The organism is Agrobacterium salinitolerans, assembly GCF_002008225.1.
GTDB classification, from domain to species: Bacteria; Pseudomonadota; Alphaproteobacteria; order Rhizobiales; family Rhizobiaceae; genus Agrobacterium; species Agrobacterium salinitolerans.
This window is the reverse complement of the sequence record NZ_MRDH01000022.1, coordinates 190849-213796: the sequence shown is the minus strand read 5'-3', so window position 1 is coordinate 213796 and position 22948 is coordinate 190849. Positions and strand designations below refer to the sequence as shown.

The window sequence follows — 22948 nt, the reverse complement described above, 5'->3', positions numbered from 1 at the left end:
ATCCACATGTCTGATAGCACAGGTCAGATTGCAGCGACTATTCCAATCGAAATATTTCAGCTTCTGTGGTCGCGGTCAGTTTTGCGGCCCAAGCGCGCTTGCCGAAGCCTCGGCACGCGCGGCTGCCTGTTTTGCTTCCCGCTCGGCGCGGGAGGCCGCTTCCGGGTTGCTCGAACCGTCATAACCTCCCATGGCGCGTTCCCCGATGGCGATGCGGACATCCTTGAGTTGGACGATGACAAGACCGGCGAGGATGGCCGCGCCGATAAGGAATGCTGTTTCCCGTTTATGGTCATTCGACTCCACGCTTCGTGTTTGCCGGCGGAGGAAACAGCCGGCAAAACCGCCGCTCAGCGGGTCAGGAGGCCGACGCCTGTTTCCGCATCGAACAAATGCATATCGGACGGGTCGATGTCGAGGCCGATCGTTTCACCGGCCTTGACTGCGCTGCGTCCCTGCACCGCGATGACCAGTTCGGTGGCGGTTCCTGTCGTGAGGAAGGTCGCCGAACCGGTTGTTTCCACCGCGGAAACCGGCAGCGCCAATGTCGCTCCGGCTGCTGCGACCGGCCGGATATGTTCCGGCCTGATGCCGACAATCACATCTTTGCCGGGCGGCAGAGACGCCGGATTCCCAATCGATTGCTGCGGCTCGCCTTCGCCGAAGCTGAGCTGAAGGGACGCGCCATCCGGGCTGACGGTCGCCGGAATGAAATTCATGGCCGGCGAGCCGATGAAGCCCGCAACGAAACGATTGACCGGGCGGTCGTATAGTTCCAGCGGCGTGCCCTGCTGCTCAATCACGCCATCGCGCATGACGACGACATGGTCGGCCATGGTCATCGCTTCGATCTGGTCATGGGTGACATAGACCGAGGTTGCATGCAGGCGATCGTGTAGCGCGCGAATTTCCTTGCGCATGTGGACGCGCAGCGCCGCATCGAGATTGGAAAGCGGCTCATCGAACAGAAACGCCTGCGGGTTGCGGATGATCGCCCGGCTCATGGCCACGCGCTGGCGCTGGCCGCCGGAGAGTTCGCGCGGATAGCGCTTCATCAGCTTTGAAAGTCCTGTCGTGGCGGCAACTTCTTCCGCCGCCTTGCGGGCCTCGGCCTTGGCGACGCCGCGCATCCGCAGCGAATAGGTGAGGTTCTCCTCCACGGTCATATGCGGGTAGAGCGCATAGGACTGGAACACCATGGCCACGTCGCGCTTGCGCGGCGGCACACCGTTCATGAGTGTGCCTGCAATGCGCATGTCGCCGGCCGATATGGTTTCCAGCCCGGCGAGCGAGCGCAGAAGTGTGGATTTGCCGCAGCCCGACGGGCCGACAAGCGCGACGAAAGTGCCCTTCTCGATGGAAAGGTCGATGTTCTTCAGCGCATGAAAGGCGCCGTAATATTTGTTGACGCCGGAAAGTTCGATCTGAAGAGTCATTTGAGCGCTCCTGAGGTCAGGCCGGATACGATGCGGCGCTGCAAGAGAATGAAAAGGGCAAGAATGGGCGTCACATACATGGTCGCATAGGCCATGATGTTGTTCCATTCGCTGGTGTTGGGGCCCATGAAGGAATTGAGCCCGACGCTCGCCGGCTGCAAATCGGCCGCCTGTATCATCGATTTCGAATAGACGAACTCGCCGAAGGCCTGCATGAAGATGAGGATGGCGCTGACGAGAATGCCGTTTCTGGCAAGCGGCAGCACGATGTTGAAAAAGGCGCCAACCCGGGAATTGCCATCAACAAGTGCGGCCTCTTCCAGCTCCTGCGGCACTGCCATGAAGGTGGCGCGCACAAGCACCACGAAGAAGGGCATGCTTTTCGCCGCAATGGCGAGGATGACCGACAAGCGCGGATAATCCAGAAGCCCAAATTGCGAGAAACCGACGAAGATCGGCGTGATCATCAAAGATGCCGGCAGAACCTGCAGCATAAGGATGAGGAACAGGCCGATATCCACCCAGACATTGCGATACCGCGCCAGGACATAGGCACAGCCGACGCCGAGAATGGTGATCAGCAGCACCGCGCTGGAGGCGATCAGCACCGAATTCCACAGGTAGCGCCCCATATTGCGGCTGTTCCAGACATAGGCATAGGTCTGCCATTGCGGATCACTGGGCCAGAAGGAGGGCGGATTGGCGAACATTTCCGAGCCGCTCTTGAGCGAGGTCAGATACATCCAGTAAAGCGGGAAGAGGTAGATGATGGCGAGTACGATGGCGATGGCCAGCATCAGGCGGTTGCGGGTCGTGATGCTCATCCGCGCACCTCATGCCGAGTGGAACGCACATAAACGATGGAAGCCAGCATGACGAACACGATCATGATGACGGAGATCGTGGCGCCCTTGCCGAAATCATATTGCCGGAAGGACAGATCCCAGGCCCAATATTGCGCCACGTTGGAGCTGTTATTCGGCCCGCCATCGGTAATGGCGGCGAAAAGATCGAATTGCTGCAGCGTGAAAATCAGCCCGAGCGAGACGATGGCGCCGATGGTGGAGCGCATCATCGGCAGGGTGATGGTGTAGAAGCGCTGCCAGGCGTTCGCCCCGTCCAGTTCCGCGGCCTCGTACAGGTCGCCGGGAATGGAGGCGAGGCCGACGGAAAGCAGGATCATGTTGAAGGAAGTGCCGAGCCAGATATTGGCAATGACGACGGCCCAGAGCGAAAAATTCGCATCGGAGCGCCAGAAGATATTGCCCGATATCAGGCCGCTTTCCCGCAGGAAGAAATTCAACACGCCGAAATCGCCCGAGAGGATCCAGTTCCAGATCGCGCCCACCACGAGGCCGGGCATGACCCAGGACACGAGAAAAAGGCCGCGCATCCAGGTTGCGCCGGGAAAATTGACCCAGAAGAACAGCGCCAGACCGAAGCCGATGGCGAATTGCCCGGCAATCGAGGCCACGACAAAGGTGACCGTGTTGAAAAGGATCGGCAATGTTTCCGGTTGCCGGAACAGGTCGATATAATTCTTGAAGCCGACGAAGGGGCGCACGAAGGTGCCCAGGCTGAACATGTCGACTTCCTGAAAGCTCATGACGATGTTGTAGATGAGCGGCAGCCCCGCCATGACGAACAGGAAGCCCAAAGGAAAGGCGACAAGGACGATATCGAAACCGCGACCGTCACTGAGGCTGGAAAACAGTTTTTTCATGAAACATCCTCGCAAGCTCCAGTCGGGGCCGCCGCCGCTTGTCGCGGCAGGCAGCCCCACCGGGAGGAACCCCTTGGGTGGAGGCCGGAGAAAGCCGGCCGCCCGCCCGGATCAGCCTTCGACCAGCTTTATCTTTTCAGCGGCCTGGTCGAGCGCGGCTTTCGGCGTCATCTGACCCGAAAGCGCGCCCTGAATGGCATCCTGAATAGCCTTGGAAATCTTCGGCCATTCGGGCGAGGGGCCGCGCGGCTGCGCATATTTCAGCTGTTCCACGAAGGTCTTCAGCGCCTCATCCTTCAACGCATTGCCGGTCGGCGGAACGGGAATATCCGAGCGCGCCGGCAACTGGCCGAAGTTCTTGAACATGTCCTTGTCCTTTGAGGCGAAGAACTCGATTGCCTTGAAGGCTTCTTCCGGATGTTTCGTCTTGGAGAAGATCGCCCAGTTATAGTCGCCCATGGCCGAAGACCGCGGAGCGTCGGGCGTGGGCACCGGCAGCAAAGCGACACCCCAGTCGAACTTGGCGTCCTTCAGCATGCGGTCGATTTCCCAAGGGCCGGAAATGACCATGGCGGCGTTGCCGGCGTTGAAGGTGGCGGTGGAGTCCCACTGGCTGCGCGTCAGCGTATCGGGCGATGCCAGCTTTTCATCCAGCATCAGCTTCCACGTTTCGAGCGCTTTGACGGCGCCCTCGGTATTGATGTTCTTGTAGGTCGCGCCCGCCATCTGCGCCCAGGGCAGGAACTGGAAGGTGCCTTCCTCATTCGCCTTGGCGCTGAAGCTGATACCATAGATGTTCTTCGAGGGGTCGGTCAGCTTGCGGGCAGCATCCACCAGCTCATCCCAGGTCTGCGGCGGTTTTGCCGCGTCCAGCCCAGCGGCCTTGAACAGGTCCTTGTTGTAATAAAGCGCGATCGTGTTCGTGGCCTTCGGCACGCCGAAATATTTGCCGTCCCACATCACCGATTTCAGCGGTCCCGGAAAATAATTCTCCGTCTTGATGACATCCGACTTCGCAATCATGTCCGTCACGTCGAGAAAGGCCCCGCGTGCGGCGAACATGGCGTGGTTGGGGTTGTCGATGGCGATGATGTCGGGCGCGTTGCCGGTGGAATAGGCGCGCATGGATTCGCTCACCACATCATCGAACTGCAATTGCCGGTATTCGATCTTGATGCCGTTATTGAGCGCGTTGAACTCCTTGATGAGGTTCGGTGCCGGCTGGATATCGCGATCCAGCGACCACAGCGTCAACGTCACATCTTCTGCCTGCGCCGCAATAGCGCCGGCGGACACGCCCGCCAGCAGAAATGCGCCGGCCATCATGCATTTCGCGATACCCATAATCTCCTCCTCTTGGTTATCGTCTCTGCAATTTTCAAAAACCTTCTCCCAAAAGGCTTCCGTTATGCGGGGTCGACGACGAAATCGCCGCCGCGGCATTTTTTCAGATAATTCAGGCCATGCACCTGTCCCGTCATTTCCAGCGCATCGCGGTAGACAGGGTCATGCCAGCCTTCGATGTCGATGGAGCCGGACCAGCCGGCGAGGCGTAGTTCGGAAATAATGTCCGTCCAGTTGCTGTCGCCGAAACCCGGCGTACGCATGAAGACGAATTTTTCCTTGCCGAAAATGCCGTGCTCGCGAATGACATCCCAGCGGATGGTCGCGTCCTTGCCGTGAACGTGGAAAATCTTGTCCGCCCATTTGCGGATCTGCGGCAGCGGATCGATGAGATAGACCATCTGGTGGCAGGGTTCCCATTCGATGCCGATATTGTCATCCGGCGTTTCGTTGAACATCATCTCCCAGGCATCGGGATTGTGCGCGATGTTCCAGTCACCGGTCTGCCAGTTGCCGTCCATGGCGCAGTTTTCAAAGGCGATCTTCACGCCCTTGTCGGCGGCGCGCTTGGCAAGCTCGCTCCAGATTTCTTTGTACCGCGGCAGGCTTTCCGGCAGCGGCCTGCCACGAAGCCTGCCGGTGAAACCTGCAACGCAGGTCGCGCCGAAATGGTGAGCATTGTCGATGCAGTCTTTCCAGCCTTGCAGTGTCTCAAGGTCAATGTCCGTCTCCTCCAGCGGATTGCCGAACATGCCGAGCGTACTGACGGTGATGTCGCGGTCGCCAATCGCGTCAAGGCAGCGCTTGCCGAGTTCGGCAAGGTCCTGACCGTTGGTGGTCTGCCAGAAGAACGGCTCGAAGCTTTCAAAGCCGAGATCGGCGATCTGGCCGATGCGTTCGGCCGCCTGTCCCTTGGTGGCGCTGACCATGGTGCCGATGCGGATGGATGTTGCCGGATTGCTCACGTCTTTCAGTCCTTATGCTGCAATGGAAACACGCTGGCCGAGGCGGGCGCTTTCAATCGCGCCGATCACCATGGCAAGGCTGTTGATGTTGTCGAAGGAGGCTGTTTCCGGCATCTCACCCGTGCGGATGGAATGAAGGAACGAGAGAATGACGCTGGCATGGCCACGCGTATCCTTCTCGGAAACGGCATCGGAAACGTTTACGGTTTTAAATCCACGCAAAAGTCCCTGCTCGTCACCGGCCACGGAGGCGGAGAAATTGTCTTCACCGTCCCAGAGGATCATGCCCTTCGAGCCGATCAGCCGCCAGCGCGCCTCCCAACTGGTCCGCTCGCCTTCGGCGCACCAGGAACCGCGATAGGTGAAGACGACATCATTCGAAAACTCGAAAATGGCATTGGCGCTCGCCCCATGGGCATACCATGAGCCGGCCGGGTTCTTTTCCACGCAAAAGACGGAGAGGGGTTTTTCATTGGCGACGAAACGGGCCGCATCGAAGGTGTGGATCGCCATGTCGAGAAGCAGGACGTTCTTCATTTCTTCACGGAAGCCGCCGAAATGCGGCCCAAGAAAGAAATCGCAATGGATGGCCGTCAAATCGCCGATGGCGCCGTCTTCCAGCGCGCGGCGCAGCCGCCGGATACCCGCCACAAACCGCCGGTTTTGCACTACGGCATGAATTTTGCCGGCTTTTTTTGCCAGTTCCACCAGCCTGGCGGCTTCCTCCATCGAGGCGGCAAGCGGCTTTTCGCTCAGCACATGGCACCCCGCCTCGAGACCGGCTTCAACCACGGCAAAGCGCGCCTGCGGGATGACGATATCAAAAAGGATGTCGGCTTTCGTTTTAGCGAGAACCTCGCGCAGATCGGTGCCGATGACCGCATCCGTGAGGGCGAATTCTTCGGCAAGCGCGCGGGCTGTGTTCTCGTTCAGGTCGACCAGACCGGCGATCCTGATCGCGCCGGCGATTTCCGGCGTGGATTGAATGGCGCGTAACCAGCCCTTGGCCATTGCTCCGCATCCGCATAAAACGGCATTAAATGTCATCTCATCTCCCCGGGGCTCTTTTGCAAACTCCTCTTTGCGCAGAGCGTCGTAAACGTTTACGAGACTATGCCAATGGTGTTAGATATGTCAAGACCGTTAAGGGACGCGTTGACTGCGCGCCGGGCCTGGGAGGGGAATGAATGAAAGGAATTCGTCAGCTTGCCGATTATCTGGAGATATCGATAGGCACTGTTTCCCGTGCCCTGAACGGTAAGCCGGATGTGAACGAAGAAACGCGGCGGCGTGTTCTCGAAGCGGCGGAAAAGCTGGGTTATGTCGCCAACCAGTCCGGCCGCAGCCTCAGGCAGGGAACCACCAATGTCATCGGCCTGATGACCGGCAGCGACGCGCAGACCGTGGAGAACTCCGACAACTTCTTCCTGGGCGTGACGGACGGTCTGCAAAGCGTGTTTTCCGGGCATAATCTCGATCTCATCGTTCTGCCCTGCCCGGGGGAAGAGGATCCGGATGAATATCTAAAGCGCATGGTGGCGCGCCGCATGGTGGATGCGATGATCATTTCCGCGACGCGGCGGATAGACAAACGTGTGGATTTCCTGAAGCAGACCCGCCTGCCTTTCGTGGCGCTCGGCCGGACCGCTTCCAGCGACACCCACGCCTGGATCGACCTCGATTTCGAGGGCGTTGCGAAAAACGCGGTCGACCGCCTTGCCGCTGCCGGGCATCGTTCGATTGCGGTGGCGGTGCCCGACAGCGACATCAATCTCGGTTATGTTTTTCTGGAAGGATACAGGCGCGCGCTGGAAGACAATGGCATGGCTTACGATTCCTCACTGGTCATCCGCGCGAAATCCAGCGAGCAGGGCGGTTATCACGCCGCCAGCGAATGGCTGCAGATGCGGCCCCGGCCAACGGCGATCGTGCTGATCTACGAACTGATGGCGGTCGGTCTTTATCGCCGGCTTGCTGAAGTGGGCCTGAAACCGGGGCGCGATCTCGCTGTCATCGGCTTCCGCGATGGCCCGCGTGGCCAGTTTCTGGAACCACGGCTGACGAGTTTCCGCATGTCCCTGCATGATCTCGGCGTGACTGTGGCCCAGACGCTGTTATCGACCATGCCGGCCTACGCGCCGTTTTATCCCGATCAGGCCCGCCATTGCGTTTGGCCCATGCTTCTGGTGGCCGGCGAGAGTGACCCCGCCCCATAAGACAGCAGGGTGGCGCGACGGGCTGAGAACTCCGCGTCATAATGGCGGCGCACTTCGTAAAGCGCGACGGCATATGGGAAAAACTCGTGCGCAATTCGTTGCTCGGCGCGATTTCCTTCAGCCGGATGGAAAGCTGTGCGGCTTGCTTGCGAATGCCGCGCCTACCACAATGCGCGCGCCTTCATCGTCGCTGGCGGGTTCAGAAATCCGTTTGATCCTTATATCGGACACCGATGGCCTCATTCTCTGGTAAGTATTTGATATGTAGACATTTTTGCGACTTCTCGCCGGAAACCATCATGTCTTTGCGTTGGCCGAAGGCCGGTGACAGCCTGCAATGCTGCAATCAGACCCGGCCCGCTTCTTCGATGAACCGGCGCACCAGCGGCAGATGCCGTCTTTCGGCAAGGCAGATCGCATATTCGTCGATGAGTTCGTTGGCGTCGCGCAGCGGCACGAAGGAAAGGCGCGCATCGTGGCCGAACTCCAGATCGGCCACCACGCCGCATCCGACGCCGTTGGCGATAGCTTCGCGCACGCCCTCGCGTGAGGAAATCTCGATTGCCGGCTGGATAGAAATGCCGTGATCGGCGAGGTTCTTTTCGAAGATTTCGCGGGTGCGCGATCCCCGCTCGCGCATGACGAAGGATAAGCCCTCCAGTTCGGTCATGAAGACGCCCTCACGTTCCGCCAGCGGGTGGGCGGCGGGCACGCACAGGCCAAGCCGCATGCTGAGAAATTTGACGCCGTAAAGACGCGGATCGTCCGGAGTGCGGGCGGTGATGGCGACGTCAGCGCGGTAGTCGATGATCTGTTCCACCACGCGTGCCGAATTATCGACAGAAAGGGAGAAGGTGAGTTGCGGCCGCTCGGCCTTCAGCCGCGAAAGGATCGGCAGCGGCAAGACGGGACCGTCCGCCGCGACCCGCAAATGCCCGCCGGCAAAACCCGTATCGCCGCGCAGGAAGGCCTTGGCCTCGTTCTCGGCCTGAAACAGGCGTGCGGTAATTTCGAACAGGCGCTCACCCTGCGGGCTGAGGCTCACCCCGCGCGGTTTTCGTTCCAGAAGGTTGACGCCGCTGACAGCTTCCAGCTCCCGCACATGGGCCGAAAGGGTCGATTGGCTGATCGCCATGTCGCGCGCGGCCTGAGAAAAGCCGCCCGATTGCGCGACGATGTGGAAGGCCTTCAGCTGCGTGGTCGACATGGGATCCTGTTCTGCCGCCGGCCGACACGAAAGGCGCCGGTGCGATTGGATTATCGGCGAAAAAGCTGACAATTCCATGACGTTAGCGGGACAACTTCATTAACCCTGCGACAAAACCGATGGGCGATATCGGAAATCGCTATGGCGTGTTTACGATTTGTTAGGAATTCGTCATCGGGGCGTTAGTTCCGGTCTCTAGTCGTGCCGTCATGGCCCATCGGCCACTCCATTTCTTGTAAAAATTTTTTGTAAAGGCCAAAGAGATGACGACCACCCAAAACGCGATCGCCAATCCCATCGAAACCTCTTCCGACTGGCTGCTGACCATTCCGCGCCTTTCGCAAAATCAGGGCATTCTCGTTGCGCCGAACGGTACCGGCATGGCGACCTCCTACAGCCTCGTCTACGACGTTTATTTCCCGAAAAACGGCTCCACCGGCTGGATGCCCTTTTTGCAGACCGACCTGACCAACCTCAGCGACGGCGATATTTTCGGCAAGGCGAGCGGCGACAGCTATGGCGTCGGCATCAGCGGCAATTATCGCGGTGCGGCGAAACTGGACGCCTGGAACCGCATCGGCCTGACGATCGAAACGGACGCCAATGGCGCGGTTTCGATGAATAAATACATCAACGGCGAATTCGTCGCCAACCAGAAGATCAATGGCGGCGCGAGCCGCTTCGCCATCGACATGGCCAAGGGCTTCCTGATCTTTTCCGATGAGAACGGTGAAACCTCACCCGGCTATCTCAGCAATTTCCTGTTCCTCAAACAGGCTCTGACAAGTGAGGAAATGTCCTATCTTGGCGAGGCCAAGGCCTCCGGCATTTTGCCGGTCGAGATGAAGTCTGCGGCCGAAAAGGTCGGCGTCCTCGAAGTCGGCTTTGCCCAGGGTTCGGCCGCGCCGGTCATGGGTTCCGGCAAAGTCACCGGCAACGGTACGGCACTCGAATTCCTGACTCCGGCCCAGGCCGGCATTCTCGCCATTGGTGAAAAACCCGTCGTCGATCCGGTCGCCGTCGTCAAGACGTCCGCCATCAAGGACATGATGGTGACGCCCGAAGCGGACAATGTGACGATTGATCTGTCGCAGCACTTCTCCGGTGAAAAGCTTACCTTCACCGTGCAGAACAGCGAAAACAAGGTCGTCAATGCGGTGCTCGTCGATAACAAGCTGACGCTCGACTTCGCCGAGCTCGGGCACTCCGATGTCCGTGTCACTGCAACGGACGCCGCCGGCAAAAGCATCGCCGATGACTTCCGCGTGCGCGTGGCCGGTCCGAATGCCTATACGATCGCCGTTTTCCCCGACACACAGGACTACACCTCGAACGACGGCATCAAGCATCTGTTCGGCGAAATGACGCAGTGGCTGGTCGACAATCGTCAGAGCCATAACATCGTCTTCATGAGCCATGTGGGCGATATCACCCAGAACAACCAGCCTTCCGAATGGGATATTGCCGAAGCTGCGCTACGCAAGCTCGATGGCAAACTTCCCTACGCATTGCTTCCCGGCAATCACGACCAGGCGGCATACGGCAACGCCGCAAATCATTCCTCCGACCAGCTGGACGCTCGTTTTTCGGCGGAAAAGCAGGCGGCGACCAATGCCGGCGTCTTCGGAGGTGCTTACGACCAGGAAAAGACGGCTGCGCGCAACACCTATAGTACTTTTACGGCACCCGATGGCACGAAATGGTTGTCAATCTCGCTGGAATTCGGCCCGCGCGACGACGTGATCCGCTGGGCGGGTGACGTCATCGAGAAGTTCCCCGATCATCGTGTCATGCTCGCCACTCATTCGCTGACAAGCTACGCAACACGTCAGGACAATCTGGCCCTGCCGCTTTATGACGAGGGTGCGGGCTACGATTACGGCATGCGCACAGACCAGCGCGGCGCAAATGACGGCGAATATGTTGCCCGTGCCCTTCTTGCACGTTATCCCAACATCGTTATGACCTTCTCCGGCCATATTTTCGGCGACGGTGCGGAAACGGACATCACCTATAACCAGTACGGCGAACCGGTCTTCCAGTTTCTGGTCAACTACCAGAACGGCGTGTCGCGTGAAATCACCGGAAACGGCGTCGAGTCGCGTGGCAATAATGGCGGCAACGGTGCAATCCGCTTGATCACCATCGATCCGGACAACAATCGCATCACCACTGAAACCTACTTCACGGCCTTTGACGATTACCTCGATGGTTACCGAACGAAGCCGGAACTCGATCGCGATGGTCTCACCGGTTATTATCGCGGCCATCAGGAAGTGTTCGAGAACATCTATGTCGGGCAGGGGAAGGCCCGCGCCATGGCCGATGCCGGTGACGATATCGTCGCCAGCGCCGAAAGCGGCGCGTCATTCGCCAATGTCGCTCTTTCAGCCGCAAAATCGCTGCGTTCGCAGGACATCCGGAGTTTCGTCTGGACAGACAGCAACGGTGATGTCGTCGCTGAAGGAAAGGAAGCGATCGCCGATCTTTCGCTTGGCAAACATAAGCTGACCCTGACCACGACGGACGTAGACGGCGTCAAGACCAGCGATAAACTCGATGTACTGGTTCGTGGCGACCGCACGCTGCTGGTTGAAAATTTCAACGACGGCAAGGCGGATGGTTGGGCGACCGACTTTGGCGCGACCGACGGCAACACCGGAAATTTCCTGCTGAAGGGCACGGTGTTTTCGCGCTCTACAACGGGCGACGGCCTTGCTGCGCCTGAAGCTGCCCTTTTCGACCAGAGCGATGCAAACAATAACAAGCTGGTTTATGTCGGCGCTCAATCCTCCGGCTGGAGCGATTACGTCTTCGAGGCGACGCTGACGCAACTCGATAACGACGCGATCGGTGTCTATTTCTATTATAGCGATGCGCAGAATTATTACCGCTTTACGATGGATGGCGAGACTAACCGTCGTCAACTGGTCAAGGTTTCGAATGGTGTCGAGACGCTTCTTGCCTCGGTGAATGAAGGTTCGCCTTACAATATGGATATTCCGTTGACCGTTGCCATCGTTGGTGGCGCGATCAATGTTTTCGTGGGAGACAAGAACGTTTTCGGCGGACCGGTGGTGGATGCGACGTCGCCGCTTTCCGGCGGTACGATCGGTCTATATTCAAGCGGCCAACGCGCATCGGTTTTCGATGATATTGTCGTAACGAAGGTCGGCACCACCGCGAAAGCGGGTATCGATCAGCGGGTCTATGACTTTGACGGTGATGGCAAGGCGTCCGTCAGGCTCGATGCCTCAAGTTCGTTTGCGGCAGGGCAATTGAACGATTTCGTCTGGACAGACCTTGAGGGCAACGTCGTTGCGACGGGCAAGAAAGTTGATGTCGATCTGAATGTCGGCATCAACAGGCTGCTTCTGAAGGTTACCGATGCTAAAGGCTCGGTTTCGACGGACCGGATTGACGTGACAGTGGTCGACAAGACGAAGATCCTCGTTGCCGAGGACTTCTCGACAGCCGAAGCGATGGCGCGGTTCAAGATCGTCGATGAAGGCGAATTCGGTGGCATCGGTGCGGACGGCAAGTCGTCGGAGTGGCTGATTTCCGATGGCAAGCTTCTCCAGACGACGGGACTTATGAGCCGCGAACTGACGTGGAGCGGTGCAACCAATTCCGACAAGTACAAGCGCGGATGGAGCCCGATGGGCGACGGCGTCAACGTGCTGCGTCTCGGAACCTATGCCCTGTTCAACGATCCGGCGGCGCTGGCGTGGACGGATTATGCCATCGAGGCGAATTTCCAGACGCCGGACAAGGATGGTCTCGGCTTCCTGTTCCGTTACAAGGACAGCAAGAACTACTACAAGCTCGAACTCGACGCTGACGGTATTCTCGATCGCAACCCCGGCAACGGTGCTGGCAGTATTTTTAATCTCGTGCGCATGAAAAACGGGATCGAAGAAATTCTGGCGCAGGTGCCGGGCAAATATGAACAGGGGCAGGAGATGAAGCTGCGCGTCGAGGTTATCGGCGACAAGATCACAGCCTTCCTCAATGACGAAGCGCTGTTTGCTTATCCGATCGGTGATCGTGGGCTCGCTGCCGGTACATTCGGCCTCTATTCCTGGGGTAATGCCGGCCTGACCTTCGACAATTTGACCGTGGTCGATCTCAAATCCGGTCTCGAAGCGCACCGGATCGTCGGAACCAGCGGTGCGGACATGCTCGTGGGTACTGCAGCCGCGGACACCATCCTTGGCCTCGACGGTAATGATGAGCTGCAGGGTTTTGGCGGCGATGACCGGCTGGATGGCGGCGCGGGTGACGATGCGCTTTCGGGCGGTGAGGGCAATGACGCCCTTTCCGGCGGCGCCGGCAATGACGAGCTGTGGGGCGATGATGGCGACGACATGATCGCCGGCGGTCTCGGCGACGATTTCATCGAAGGCGGCCGGGGCAATGACCTGTTGATCGGCGGCGACGGATCGGACCGCTATCGTTATGGGCGTGGCGACGGGTCTGATGTCATCGTGGAGACGGCATCGGCAACCGGTTCGGTTGACCGCCTTTCTCTCTATGACATCGCCCGCAGCGAAGCGGTTCTGCGAAAATACGGCCAGTCCGTTGTGGTCGAACTGGCCGATGGTGAGACGCTGACGCTGAGCAACCAACTGGCCGACGGAGGCATTGAGAGGCTGTCTTTCGCCGATGGCAAGGTTTTGAACCGCGACGATATCGTCAAGGCTCTCGTCAATCGTGGCCCAGTCGCGGCGGATGACGGGCTTGCGGCGGTAAACGAAGACGCGCCGTCCTTCGTCATCTCCTTCGCCACGCTGCTTGGCAATGATCGCGACGCTGATCTCGACGACCTGACGGTCACTGGCGTCTCGGCCCCGGTCGGCGGCACGGCGGTGCTGGAGGAAACCGGCATTCGCTTCACTCTCTCGGCCGATTTTAATGGCGAGGCGGCTTTCCGCTACACCATTACCGATGGCCGCGGCGGCGTAAGCGCAGCGACAGCTTCCTTCACCGTCAAGCCGGTCAACGATGCGCCGGTGGTCTCGTCGGTCAATGTCGAAACGGACGAAGACACGGCCGTCAGCGGCAGGATCGTTGCGACCGATGCCGACGGTGACACGCTCTCCTTCGCGCTGAAGGCCGATGCCACTAACGGCGTCGCCCGGATCGACGCGGAAACCGGCGCCTGGACCTATACGCCGAATGCAAACGTCAACGGAACCGGCAGTTTTACCGTCGTCGTCTCCGACGGAAAGGGAGCCGCGACCGAGAGTACTGTTACCGTCGCCATCAAGGCGGTCAACGACGCTCCGGTCGCGGTTGCCGACTTGATTGCCATCGGGGAAAAGGACAAGGGCGTCTTTGATCTCGTTGCCAACGATACGGATATCGAGGGTGACCGTCTGGCGCTGGTCGGTTTTGCGGTGACGGCGGTTGCCGGTCTCTCCCTGACGAACGAGCAGGCTGCTGCTGCCTTCTCGGTGGTGGACGGCAAGCTGGTGGTCGATCCCTCCTCCGCCTTTGCAAGGCTGGAAGACGATCAGCAGGCGACTGTCACGCTCACCTATACCGTGCGTGATGCCAATGGCGGTGAATCGACGGGCACGACCACCGTCACTGTCGATGGTTATACCGAATACAACATCGTCGAAGGCAGCGATGGCGCCGATGTGCTGATCGGGACAAGCCGTAAGGACATGATCGAAGGCGGCGCTGGTGATGACCGGCTGTCGGCTGGCTCCGGCAACGACATGGTGGATGCCGGCTCCGGCAACGACCGTGTGATTGCCGGCGAGGGCAACGACGTGGTCGACGGTGGCCCCGGCAATGACGTGTTGATGGGCGGTGCCGGCAATGACGTGCTTTATGGCGGCGACGGTAACGACGAGATCAGCGGCGGTTCCGGTGACGACACGCTGAGCGGCGGGGCAGGCAACGATGTCCTGACCGGCGGCAGCGGTGCGGATACCTTCGTCTTCGCGGCCGGCAGCGGTCAGGACGTGGTGACGGATTTCCAGGCCGGCGTTGACGGCAAGGATGTCGTCCAGCTCTCGAAGGATGTCTTTGCCGATTACCAGACGCTGATCGCCTCCGGCGCCTTTACCGACGGTGTGAACGGTGCCGAGATCGCCTTCAAGGACGGCTCGACCATCACCTTCGACGGCGTCAAGACCGAGCAGTTCGTCATCGACGACTTCCGCTTCGCCTGACCCGCAAAGGGCGCATTCTCCGGGATGCGCCCTTTTTCGTTCGCGGGCGGTTGTCACCGGCATGTCATCGCCGGGAGCTGTCGCCACGATCTCAACGGATAGTAAAATGCGTCATCGTTCCGCCAATAATAATGTTCGCCAGATCAAGGGCGTTTTCGCCGGCTGCGCCGGCGCTTTCATCGGCATCGGCCTGATGAGCGCTCTGGTCAATATTCTATATCTCACCGGCTCGCTGTTCATGATGGAGGTCTATGACCGCGTCCTGCCGAGCCGCAGCCTGCCGACGCTTGTGGCGCTGTTCGCAATCGTTGTGGTGCTTTATGCGTTTCAGGGCCTGTTCGATGCGGTGCGCGGGCGTCTGCTTGTGCGCATCGCCGATCGGCTCGATCAGCTTTTGTCCTCACGGGTTTACGATGCGGTGATCGGCCTGCAATTGCGCATGCCGGTGAGCGGTCGCCAGGCGCAGCCGCTTCGCGATCTCGACACGATCCGTTCTTTCCTGTCGGGAAGCGGGCCAACCGCGCTGTTCGATCTGCCCTGGCTGCCTTTCTACATTGCCATCTGTTTCGCTTTTCATTTCTGGCTAGGCGTCACGGCGCTTACCGGCGCTGTCATTCTCACCGTGTTCACGCTGATGACGGAGCTGGTCTCCAAGCGTCCCGTCGAAGAGGCTGCGCAACATGTTTCCAGGCGCAACAGACTGATCGAAGCCACCCGGCGCAACGCCGATATCATCGCCGTCATGGGCATGGGCGCGCCGCTGCGGGATCGCTGGCAGGCGGATAATCGCGCTTATGTGCGCGAGCAGCGCTCCGCAAGCGATATCGCTTCCGGCTTCGGCGTAGCGAGCAAGGTGCTGCGCATGGTTCTGCAATCCGGCATTCTGGCTGTCGGGGCCTGGCTGGTCATCAACGAGCAGGCGACGCCCGGCATCATCATCGCCGGCTCCATCTTGTCAGCGCGGGCGCTTGCGCCGGTCGATCTCGCCATCGCCAACTGGAAAGGTTTCATCGCGGCCCGGCAAAGCCGCCGCCGGCTTGAAAAAACTTTGGCGCTGCTGCCCGAGACAGGAATGCGCATGGACCTGCCCGCGCCGCAGGCGCTCCTGTCGGTCGAGCGCGTCAGCGCCATTCCGCCGGAGATGGCGGAGCCGGTGCTGCAGGATATCGCCTTCACGCTTTCGGCCGGCAGCGGCCTTGGCGTGATCGGGGCGAGCGGTTCCGGCAAGAGTTCGCTGGCGCGCTTGCTTGTTGGCCTGTGGCGGCCGCTCAAAGGCTCCATCCGGCTGGACGGCGCGACGCTGGAGCAATGGCCTGCCGAGGCGCTGGCGCGCCACATCGGTTATATGCCGCAGGCGATCGAATTGCTGGACGGCACCATTGCCGAAAACATCGCTTCCTTCGACCGGCAGGCGAGTTCGGACAAGATCATCGCGGCGGCGCGCGCGGCGCGCATTCACGATCTCGTCGTCAGCCTGCCAGATGGTTATTCCACCGAAGTCGGCGAGACGGGGCGGCAATTATCGGCGGGGCAAAAACAGAGGATCGCCCTTGCGCGGGCACTTTATGGCGACCCCTTCCTCGTCGTGCTCGACGAGCCGAATTCCAACCTCGATTCCGAAGGTGAGGATGCGCTGACGGCGGCGATTCTCGGCGTTCGCGAACGCGGCGGGGTGGCCGTCATCATCGCCCACCGCCCGAGCGCGCTTCTGGCCGTGGACAAGGTGCTGATGCTCGCCGATGGCCGCCAGCAGGCTTTCGGTCCGAAGGAAGAGGTTCTCGCCAAGGTGCTGCGGCCGGTCGGCGGCGCGGCGGGCGCCCTCAAGGTCGTGCAGGCCGTGGAAACAGGAAAGGCATGAAGATGGACGAATGGCAGACACTCAAACGCTCGATCCGCAGCCACCTTCTCGTTGGCGGGCTCGGCTTTCTCACGCTGACGGGCCTGCTTGGCGGCTGGGCGGTGGGCACCGAGATCGTCGGCGCGGTCATCGCGCAGGGTTCGCTGGTGGTGGAAACCAGCCTGAAAAAGGTCCAGCATCCGGTCGGCGGCGTTGTCAGCGAATTGATGGTGCGCGATGGCGACCGGGTGAAGGCCGGCGACATCGTCATGCGCATCGATGCGACGATGACGCGGGCCAACCTCGCCATCATCGTCAAAAGCCTCGATCAATTCACCGCCCGCAAGGCGCGGCTAGAGAGCGAGCGTGACCGGGCGGGCAAGGTTGTGTTTCCGAAGGCTTTGCTCGACCGGAGCAACGACACCGATATCGTCGCGATGCTGGATGCCGAACAGCGTCTTTTCGAAACCCGCAGTGCCGTTCGTGAAAGTAAGAAGCGTCAGCTCGAACAGCGCGTGCGCCAGCTTCGCGACGAGATCGCCGGAATGGAAGCCGAGCGTGCGGCGAATTTTCGCGAACAGGGCATGGTCGATGAGGAATTGATCCGTTTTCGATCCCTGCATGAAAGGGGCCTGATGGAAAAAAGCCGCCTTAGCACGCTGGAGCGTCAGGCCACGGATATTGATGGCGATATCGGCCGGCTGATGGCGGGTATTGCCGGGGTCGAGGCGAAGATCAGCGAAACCGCGCTGCAAATCCTTCAGATCGATGAACAATGGTCGGAGGAGGTCGGTTCCGATCTGCGTGAGATGGACGCCCGCATCGGTGAATATGTCGAACGGCGGGTGGCGGCAGAAGACCAGCTGAAACGTGTCGATATTCTCGCGCCACAGGATGGCGTGGTGCATCAACTTGCCGTGCACACTGTCGGCGGTGTCATCGCACCGGGCGAACAGATCATGATGATCGTGCCGGAGGTGGACAAGCTGGTGGTGGAGGCCAAGGTCGCGCCGCAGGATATCGACCAGATCTATTATGGCCAGGCGACAAACCTGCGTTTTTCCGCCTTCAATCAGAAAACGACACCGGAAATCACCGGCACGGTGGAGCGCATTTCGGCTGACGTGACGGTGGATCAGCGCACGGGCGCCAGCTATTACCTCGTGCGTGTCGCCACCTCGCAGGAGCAGATAAAGCGGCTGGGTGAATTCCACCTGATGCCGGGCATGCCGGTGGAAGCCTTCATCACGACAGGAGAAAGAAGCGTCCTTTCCTATTTCCTCAAACCGCTGATGGATCAGGCCAGCCGCTCCTTCCGCGCGGTTTGAGATTTTCATATTCCGGCCTGCCGGTTGCCAAGGCCCGCCCTGTGTTTCAGGGCGGGCCGAAACAGCTGTTGCGGTGGGCCGGAACTGCCTAAAAAACGCCGCTCCGATTGCCGCAAAAGAAAATGCCGTGCGTCTTCACGCACGGCATTTTCTTTATCGAACCGGACCGCGACTTTCCGCGGCCCGGAGTCTTTGCGGGAGATCAGCCGATCTTCACATTGTCATCGCGCTTGATGGCGATGATCGTCGAACGCGGCAGCTTGCCTTCGCCATCCGGGAAGGGGGCGTCGGGATGCTGGATGCCGACGAAGTGGGTGCGCTTATCGCCGGACCATGTCTGGCCGGTGACTTCGGAACCCTTCGGGGCGGTGAGGAAGCGCTCGATGCGGCCGGTGGCCGGGTCGCCCGCCAGCATCTGGTTGTTGCCCTGGCCGGCGAAGGCGCCTTCGTTGCTGTCCTCTCCGTCGGTCTGGATCCAGAGCAGGCCGGTGCTATCGAACATCATGCCGTCAGGCGAATTGAACATATTGCCTTCGTTGATATTCGAAGAACCCGCATAGGCGTCCTTGTGGACGGTGGGGTTGCCGGCCATGCAAAACAGGTCCCACTTGAACTTGCCGTCCGCATGGTCGTCATTTTCCGGATACCAGCGCACGATCTGGCCGTATTCGTTCTTTTCGCGCGGGTTGGCGGCGTTGATCGCCATGGCGTCGCCGCCGGCGTTTGCGCGCAGCTTGCCGTCCTTCATTTCGCCGCGGCGGCTGTTGTTGGTCAGCGCGCAATAGGCTTCGATGGCGACCGGGTTGATGGCGACCCATTCCGGGCGGTCCATGGTCGTCGCGCCCACCTTGGAAGCGGCCTGCCGGGTGAAGACGCAGATTTCGTCGATCTTCATGCCAGTGGTTTCAGGTGTCAGGGCGAGCCATTCGCCGGCGCCGTCGTCAGAGAACTTGGCGACGTAAAGCGTGCCTTCGTCAAGCAGCTTGGAGGTGTCGCCGCCGGGCACGTAGATGCCGTTGGAGACAAATTTGTAGAGGAATTCGCCACGCTCGTCGTCACCCATGTAAACGACGACACGGCCGTCGCGGGCGATGACCACGGCGGCGTTTTCGTGCTTGACGCGGCCAAGCGCGGTGCGCTTGATCGGGGTGGAGGAGGCGTCCGAAGGATCGATCTCGACCACGTAACCGGCGCGGCGCGGTTCGTTGGGGTTCTTCGCAACGTCGAAACGCTCGTCGAACTTCTCATAGGCATAGCGCGTCTCGGCGACGATGCCGTAACGCTTGTAATCGTCAGGCAGCTTGAAGGCGGCGTCGGTGGTGCCGAAATAGCCGTTAAAGTTTTCTTCGCAGGTGAGGTAGGTGCCCCAGGGCGTGCGGCCGGCGCCGCAATTGTTGAAGGTTCCGAGACAGTCGACACCATCAGGGTCGGCGGCGGTCTTGACGAGATCGGAGCCTGCGGCCGGGCCGGAAAGCTTCATCGGCGTATTGTGGTGGATACGGCGGTTGAAGGGGCTGTCGAGAACGATCTTCCAGCCGTCCTCATCTTCCGCGACTTCCATGACGGTGACGCCCTGCATGTTCTGCAGGATTTTCACATCGTCGGCCGTCTTCGGGTTGCCCTTGTCAGTGTGCGGCAGGTTGGTTTCCGGGTTCACATATTCATGGTTGACGGCGATCAGCTGGTGGCTGCCGACGACGAAGAGTTCCATGCCGTCGGTGTTTTCGCCAAAGACCTTGTCGGAGTTTTCAACGCTGACGCCCTTGGTGGGGTCGAGATCGGGAACGTTGGAGAACAGCGGCTGGCCCCATTTCGCCAACGGCTTCCAGTTATAACCTTCCGGGACATGGATGGTGTGGTCGGTGGCGGCGGCAACCGGCTTGAAGGGGAAACGGCCGACGGCGGCTTCCTGTGCTTCGGCCGAGGTGCTGCTCATCAGGTTGCCGAGCGTGCCCATGGCGGCCGCGGCCGAACCGAAGGCAAGCACGCCGCCGAGAAAGCCGCGGCGGGAAATCGCGGTTTCGACCACGCGGTCGAAATCGGTTTCGGCCGGCGGCGGGTTCTGCAGTTCGTCCCATTCGTCCCAGGACAATTTGCTCGTATCGATGTCGGTCATAGTCTGTCTCCACCGTTGCTTGTTTGGAATCATTCCAGCAAGGTGCCTACCGTCCCAATATTTCATGCGGATGACGGAAAGGGCAGTATCGGCGGTCATTTTCCCTGTGCCAGGGCGGCTTTTTCGTCAGCGCCCGATCAGGATGCGGGTGACGAGAAAGCCGTCGAAGCGGCAGAAACGGAAGGGAATCTCCGTTCCCCTGCGCCATTTGCCGCCAATGTCTGCGGTCAGCCGCAGCGAGGCCGAGCCGTTGTCGTCGAAGCCGGATAATTCCGCCGCCTCGAAAAAGAAAAACCGTTTCACTGTTGGATAAAGCGCCTTAAACAGGCTCTCCTTTGCCGAGAAAATCAGGCCGGTCATGAAGGGGTCGATGGTGTTGCCGAGGCTGTGGCGTTCACGAGCGGTTAGGGCCTGTGTGGCGATATCGCGGGCTTCCTCCTCGCTCAGGAGCTTTTCAATATCGATGCCGATGCCGCAGAACCGCTCGCAAGAGCCGGCAATCGCAATCGCGCGTTCATGGCTGTGGGAAATCGCGCCGATCACGCCTTCGGGCCAGAGGGGCGCGCGGTCCTTACCCATACCGGGAAAGGTGGAACGGCCGGTGAGGTGGCGGATGGCTTCTGCCGCGCATCTGCGCCCGGCGATGAACTCCGCCTTGCGTTTTGGCGTTGCACGCAAAAGCTGCGGCGGCAAGGGAGGGACCTTGCCGCCGCAGCCTTCATCGGCGTTGTAACGAAGGGTGAGGCAATGGCAATCGCAGCTGTCGTCCGGCCAAGGCCAGATGGCCTCCGGTGGATCGCCGGAGAAGGCTTTGCGATGAAACGCCGTTGCGACGGCCATATTTTTCACCTTCAATCCAACGGCTCGAATTTAAGCCGCAAGCGTTGCGCCGCCATCGACGACGATCTGCTGCATCGTCACATGACCGGCCTGATCGGAGGCGAGGAACAGCACCGTATCGGCGATATCGTCCGGCCTTGCGATCTTGCCGAGCGGAATGCCGAGCTTGAACTGTTCGGGCAGGCCGGCGACCAGCCGGTCCTTGCCGGCGGGGTCGCTCAGCATACCGGCAAGCATCGGCGTATCGGTGGAGCCCGGTGAAACGACATTGCAGCGCACGCCATAGGGCGCAAGCTCAAGGGCGGCGCAATGGCTGAGGCTGACCAGCGCCGCCTTGGAAGCGCAATAGGCCATCATGCCGATGCGCGGCACGACGGCGGCATTGGAGCCGATGTTGACGATCGCGCCGCGCCTCTGCCGCTTGAAGGTGCTGCTCCATTGCCGCAGCATATAGAACGGCCCGGCCGCGTTGACGTCCATGCAGGCTTTCCAGTCCGCTGGCGTAAGGCTTTCGCTGTCACCGAGCCGCAATATGCCGGCGGCATTGACCAGAATATCGAGCCCGCCCCATTCGCTTTCGATTGCCTTGCAGGTCGTCTCCACTGCTTCCGCTTGGGTGATGTCGAGTGCGATCTGGCGGAAGGGGGACTCCACTGTGTCGGCCAGAAGGTCGAGGCCTATGACCTCGGCCCCTTCCTCGATGAAGCGTTCGGCGATACGGCGGCCGATGCCCCGGGCCGCGCCCGTCACCAGCACACGCCGCCCGGTAAATCTCTGTTGCGTCATCTTGTCCGTCCGCTCAGGCTGCGAGCCGCTTCTGGTCGATCAGCGCCCACCAGGCGGAGAGTGTCGGTACACGCGCAAGCTCATCGAAGCCGACCGTGACACCGCGTTCCTTCAGCTCGCCGGCGAGCTTCATCACCTGCAGGGAATCGAGGCCGTAGAAAATGAGGTTCTCGTCGGGGTCGATATCGCTTTCATCCTCCACCATTTGCAGGACACGGGCTTTCAGCCACTCGCGGGTGCCGGTGGCTTCGCCCGCGCCGACAAGGCTTGCGGTGTCGATCACCACGCCGCAGCGCGTCGCCACATATTGCAGTGCCATGCGGTGCTCGGCTTCGGAAAAATCGGCGACGCCGTCACCGATCATGAAGGGCTGAATATCCTTCATGAAGGCTTCCACCGCCGTCATCATGCAGCCGATATGGGCGTAAACGCCGCCGACGATGATCTGGTCGCGGCCCCAGCCTTTCATCCGCTCCGCAAGGTCGGAACGTTGGAAGGCGCTGTAACGCCATTTGGTCAGCACCACGTCGTCAGGTGTCGGCGCAAGTTTGTCCACCACCTTCTGCAATTCGGGATCGACGACCGTAAGCCCCGGTCCCCACATGTCATTCAGCAGCGCACGGTCGCCGGGCGGCTGGTTATGCGGCTGGGCGGTATAGATGACCGGCACGCCGTTCTGAACGGCCCATGCCTTCACCTTGGCGAGATTGTCGATGAGGGTGGTCATCAACTTGCCGTCGGCTTCGTAGAACCGCAGGAAATAACGCTGCATGTCGTGGATGAGAAGCACGGCGCGTTTCGCATCGGGCTGCCATTTTGTCTTGTTGGCCGGAAAGCTTGCGGCGACCGGCATCGGATAGTCGGAAATGGTGGGGATCGTCATGATGACCTCGGTTTCTTGCTGCGCCGGCTCGGGCGGCGCGTAATCTTTGGAATGGGGACGCTCTTTTGAACGTCCCTTTCGA

The 22948-nt window shown here is 60.2% G+C and carries 16 protein-coding genes; 4 read left to right on the top strand and 12 right to left on the bottom strand.

Annotated elements, in window-relative coordinates:
- Positions 1-75: 75 nt before the first annotated feature.
- From BS627_RS15800 to BS627_RS15770, 7 genes are all read right to left on the bottom strand, one after another.
- Positions 76-306 (bottom strand): hypothetical protein, encoded by a 231-nt coding sequence (locus BS627_RS15800; protein WP_077984124.1) that lies wholly within the window; start codon positions 304-306, stop codon positions 76-78.
- A gap of 44 nt (positions 307-350) precedes the next feature.
- Entirely contained in the window at positions 351-1436 is a 1086-nt protein-coding gene (locus BS627_RS15795) for an ABC transporter ATP-binding protein (protein WP_077984123.1), read from the bottom strand.
- Positions 1433-2260 (bottom strand): carbohydrate ABC transporter permease, encoded by an 828-nt coding sequence (locus BS627_RS15790; RefSeq protein ID WP_077984122.1) that lies wholly within the window; start codon positions 2258-2260, stop codon positions 1433-1435. Before BS627_RS15790 ends, BS627_RS15795 begins: the two co-directional genes overlap by 4 nt.
- Complete coding sequence (locus BS627_RS15785; RefSeq protein WP_077984121.1) at positions 2257-3159, bottom strand: carbohydrate ABC transporter permease; 903 nt, start codon at positions 3157-3159, stop codon at positions 2257-2259. The genes BS627_RS15790 and BS627_RS15785 overlap by 4 nt, the downstream gene beginning before the upstream one ends.
- A gap of 111 nt (positions 3160-3270) precedes the next feature.
- The gene (locus tag BS627_RS15780) at positions 3271-4503 is read right to left on the bottom strand and encodes an ABC transporter substrate-binding protein (RefSeq protein ID WP_077984120.1); all 1233 of its coding nucleotides are present in this window, start codon (positions 4501-4503) and stop codon (positions 3271-3273) included.
- A 62-nt stretch (positions 4504-4565) separates the two neighbouring features.
- Positions 4566-5468: a sugar phosphate isomerase/epimerase family protein gene (locus BS627_RS15775; protein ID WP_077984119.1), complete on the bottom strand. Its 903-nt coding sequence runs from the start codon at positions 5466-5468 to the stop codon at positions 4566-4568.
- A 12-nt stretch (positions 5469-5480) separates the two neighbouring features.
- On the bottom strand, positions 5481-6515 hold the full coding sequence (locus BS627_RS15770; RefSeq protein WP_077984118.1) for a Gfo/Idh/MocA family protein: 1035 nt from the start codon (positions 6513-6515) through the stop codon (positions 5481-5483).
- A 140-nt stretch (positions 6516-6655) separates the two neighbouring features.
- Here BS627_RS15770 and BS627_RS15765 point away from each other — a divergent pair, with 140 nt between their 5' ends.
- Complete coding sequence (locus tag BS627_RS15765; protein WP_077984117.1) at positions 6656-7684, top strand: LacI family DNA-binding transcriptional regulator; 1029 nt, start codon at positions 6656-6658, stop codon at positions 7682-7684.
- 346 nt (positions 7685-8030) lie between these two features.
- On the opposite strand, the gene BS627_RS15755 is transcribed toward BS627_RS15765, so the two are convergent.
- Complete coding sequence (locus tag BS627_RS15755; protein ID WP_077984116.1) at positions 8031-8891, bottom strand: LysR substrate-binding domain-containing protein; 861 nt, start codon at positions 8889-8891, stop codon at positions 8031-8033.
- Between the two features lie 263 nt (positions 8892-9154).
- Here BS627_RS15755 and BS627_RS24960 point away from each other — a divergent pair, with 263 nt between their 5' ends.
- The 3 genes from BS627_RS24960 to BS627_RS15740 all read left to right on the top strand — a co-directional run bounded on the left by BS627_RS24960 (position 9155) and on the right by BS627_RS15740 (position 18241).
- Positions 9155-15076, top strand: a complete 5922-nt coding sequence (locus BS627_RS24960; protein ID WP_165691269.1) for an Ig-like domain-containing protein — start codon at positions 9155-9157, stop codon at positions 15074-15076.
- A gap of 106 nt (positions 15077-15182) precedes the next feature.
- Positions 15183-16934: a type I secretion system permease/ATPase gene (locus BS627_RS15745; RefSeq protein ID WP_077984115.1), complete on the top strand. Its 1752-nt coding sequence runs from the start codon at positions 15183-15185 to the stop codon at positions 16932-16934.
- Between the two features lie 2 nt (positions 16935-16936).
- Complete coding sequence (locus BS627_RS15740) at positions 16937-18241, top strand: HlyD family type I secretion periplasmic adaptor subunit (RefSeq protein ID WP_077984114.1); 1305 nt, start codon at positions 16937-16939, stop codon at positions 18239-18241.
- Positions 18242-18443: 202 nt separating this feature from the next.
- Here BS627_RS15740 and BS627_RS15735 read toward each other — a convergent pair whose 3' ends face one another.
- The 4 genes from BS627_RS15735 to BS627_RS15720 form a co-directional block, all read right to left on the bottom strand.
- Positions 18444-20357: a PhoX family protein gene (locus BS627_RS15735; RefSeq protein ID WP_077984113.1), complete on the bottom strand. Its 1914-nt coding sequence runs from the start codon at positions 20355-20357 to the stop codon at positions 18444-18446.
- Positions 20358-20483: 126 nt separating this feature from the next.
- Entirely contained in the window at positions 20484-21197 is a 714-nt protein-coding gene (locus tag BS627_RS15730) for a 4'-phosphopantetheinyl transferase family protein (RefSeq protein WP_077984148.1), read from the bottom strand.
- Between the two features lie 30 nt (positions 21198-21227).
- Positions 21228-21983, bottom strand: a complete 756-nt coding sequence (gene dhbA, locus BS627_RS15725; RefSeq protein WP_077984112.1) for a 2,3-dihydro-2,3-dihydroxybenzoate dehydrogenase — start codon at positions 21981-21983, stop codon at positions 21228-21230.
- Between the two features lie 13 nt (positions 21984-21996).
- The gene (locus BS627_RS15720; RefSeq protein WP_077984111.1) at positions 21997-22866 is read right to left on the bottom strand and encodes an isochorismatase; all 870 of its coding nucleotides are present in this window, start codon (positions 22864-22866) and stop codon (positions 21997-21999) included.
- Between the last annotated feature and the right edge of the window lie 82 nt (positions 22867-22948).